General features: G+C 77.1%; 3 protein-coding genes. 2 read left to right on the top strand and 1 reads right to left on the bottom strand.

Annotated elements, in window-relative coordinates:
- On the top strand, positions 1-437 hold a 437-nt coding region (locus ABZ914_RS49685), incomplete at its 5' end, for a hypothetical protein (protein ID WP_500201569.1).
- On the opposite strand, the gene ABZ914_RS49680 is transcribed toward ABZ914_RS49685, so the two are convergent.
- Positions 413-1,150, bottom strand: coding sequence for an HIT family protein (locus ABZ914_RS49680; protein ID WP_500201568.1), 738 nt, complete (start codon positions 1,148-1,150; stop codon positions 413-415). The genes ABZ914_RS49685 and ABZ914_RS49680 overlap by 25 nt on opposite strands.
- A 153-nt stretch (positions 1,151-1,303) precedes the next feature.
- Here ABZ914_RS49680 and ABZ914_RS49675 point away from each other — a divergent pair, with 153 nt between their 5' ends.
- Positions 1,304-2,683, top strand: a complete 1,380-nt coding sequence (locus tag ABZ914_RS49675) for a prenyltransferase/squalene oxidase repeat-containing protein (RefSeq protein WP_500201567.1) — start codon at positions 1,304-1,306, stop codon at positions 2,681-2,683.
- Positions 2,684-2,782 lie beyond the last annotated feature (99 nt).

Raw genomic sequence — 2,782 nt, 5'->3', positions numbered from 1 at the left:
CGCTGCTGTCGCCGGTGTCGCGGGCGGCGCTGCGCGCGGCCGCGGAGACGGCGCGCGCGGCGGGCACCGCGGTGGCGTTCGATCTGGTCCCGCATGACATCGACGCGCGGCTCGCGGCGGCGGACGTGCTGCCGGTCCTGTCGGCGGCGGACGTGGTGTTCGCGGAGGCACCGACACTGGCGCGGCTGCTCGGCCGTGGGGTGCCCGCCGGGACGGACGAGGTGCGGGCGCTGGCGCGCGCGCTCGACGGCGCGGTCGCGGGGCGGCCTCTGTGGTTGCTGCGCTTCGGCCCGACGCTGCTGGAGCGGGTGCTGGCCTACCAGCGGGAAGGGCTGTCGATGGAGTACGGGACCGGGTACCGCGACGGGGACGCGCGCGCGGGGTTCGGTGATCGGCTGGCGGCGTGCGAGCTCTACTGGTGGCTGTCGTCGCGGTGATCGAGCGGGGACGGGCCGTCGAGGGCGGAGGCCGCGGGCCGCAACGTCCGCAGGGTCCGCAGGAAGCGCCGCCGGCTTTCGGGGAGCCCGAACGTCTGCTGCCAGCGCCACGCCCCGCCCGCCAGGGCCGTCTCACGCGCGGGTCCGCCTTCCAGGGCGGCGGCGACGGCCCAGCGCAGGAACTGGCCGCGCACCCCGTCGCCGGGATGGACGGTCGCCGTGCCGCGCTCGTCGATGAGCAGGTAGGAGCGCCCGGTGCGGAAGCGGGCCCGGAGCGCCGCGTGTCCGGCGGGGGCGCCCGGCAGGCCCTGCTCTTCCACCACGGCGCGGACGCCGGGCGTCCCCGGCAGGAAGTGCCAGTGCGCGTGGTCGATGCACGCGCCGCCGCCCTGTGACCGCGCGGGCCCGTGCTCGAAGAGCAGCAGGTCGCCGGCCCCGTAGGCGTGCAGGTAGAGGCGGGCGACGCGGTCGCGCCAGAGCAGGGCGCCGTCCCACAGCCGCTCGTCGAAGTCGCCCGCGCACTGGCGGTGCTCGCGCGTGACGAGGAGGACGTGCCCGTCGGCGAGCGGCGCGACGTCCGGCATCAGCAGGAAGTCGCGGTCCCCGGCGAGGACGGACGCCTCGCCGGGCAGGTCGGCCATGGCGTTGATCCGGAACCGGAGGGGCGGGCACAGCACGCACTCGCGGCCGGGCTGGGCCGACGGCTCGGCCAACGCCTCCTCCAAGCACACGGGACGCACGGGCGGACGCTTCCAGCGTGCCCGCGGGGCCGCGCCGGCGATCTGTGCGGCCACGGCCACAGACCCGGCACCCGAGGGGTACAAAACATGGCCGAACGGGCACATACGGGGAGAGAAGGCAACACCGTGAACCAGACCCCACAGCCCCCCGCACCCGCGCCCCGCGCCGCCCCTCCCGCCACCGCGCCCTCCGGCGCCCGCGCCGCTCCCGTCATCGACATGGCGGTGCTCGAAGCCCGCCTCGACGAGTCCCTGGACGTCCTGCGCGACACCTATGCGCCCGCGCCCGGCAGCGGCGGCGGCTGGTACCACGAGCTGGCCCGGCCCGAGCCCGGGACGACCGCGACGGCGCTCGGGCTGCTGGCGTTCGTGGAGGCGGGCCGCCCGTTCGAGCACTTCGACGAGGGCCTGGCGTTCCTCGCCGAACGGCAGGCCGCCTCCTCCGACGCGCTGCGCGACGGCGGCTGGGCGACCGGCACGAGCCTCGGCATGCCCGTGGTCGAGGCGACGGGGTGGATCGCCCGGTTCCTCGCCCGCGCCCGCTGCGACCTGCGCGAGGACGCCCCGGACCTGCGGCGCGCCTACCGGTGGCTGCTGCGCAACCAGAACCCCGACGGAGGCTGGGGCTCGCTGTACGGCTCCGCGTCCCGGGTGTGGCAGACGTGCCTGGCGCTGCGCGCGCTCTCCCAGCTCAACCCGTACGACGCGGCGGTGGACCGGGGCGTGGAGTGGCTGACGGCCGACCGGACCGCGTACCGGCCCGCGTGGGGACCGGTGCCGGCGGCCGCGCCGACCGTGACGCACACCGCGTTCGTCCTGGTGACGCTGGCGGAGGCGCGGCCGGGCCTGCGGACCGAGCGGCTGCTGGACGCCTACGACTGGCTGCTCGCCCACCTCGACCCCGACGACGACCACACCTGGATCGAGACCTACGAGGTGTCCCCGCACGGCCTCGGATCGCGGCCGGTGTGGCGGCTGGCCCTGTGGCACTACGGCCTGCCGATCGCGCTGACGGCGCTGCTGCGGGACCCGCGCGGCCCGCACGGGCCGACGGTCGCCCGCGCGTTCCGGACGCTGGCGCGCGGCGAGGTCACCGACCCCCGCCGCAACGGGCCGCCGGGCGGCGGCCGCACGTCGCTGTGGACGCTGTGGTGGCGGCTGGAGACGCTGATCGCGCTCACCCGCGTCCCGCTCGCCGGAGGCGCGGACGTGCTGCACTGGTTCCCGGACGCGACGGTCGTGCAGCGCGCCCACGCGCGCGAGCGCCCGGTGGCGGCGCTGCTCCCGCACCGCCGGTTCGCCGACCCGGTGGCGCTGGTGCGGCGGCACTGGTCGAGGCTGGTGCTCGGCTTCGTCTGCGTGTCCAGCGCGTTCGGCGTCGCGCTGGGCGCCTGGGGGTGGCGCGACTTCTGGCTGAGCGTGATCGTGCCGATCGTGCTCGCCAGCGTGGACGAGTCGCTCAAGCGGCGGCGGACGCCGCGCGGCCCGCCCCCGGCGGCGCCCTGACCTGCGCGTCCGGCCGTGGCGAAGGCGACCGTCGAGCACTACCGCGCCGCGATCCGCGAGCGAAACTACCTGCGGCTCGCCGCGTCCAAGCGGGCGCGC

This window comes from Spirillospora sp. NPDC046719 (genome assembly GCF_040645715.1).
Taxonomy (GTDB): Bacteria; Actinomycetota; Actinomycetes; order Streptosporangiales; family Streptosporangiaceae; genus Spirillospora.
Note: the sequence above shows the minus strand (reverse complement) of the source record. Positions and strands in the feature narration are given on the sequence as shown.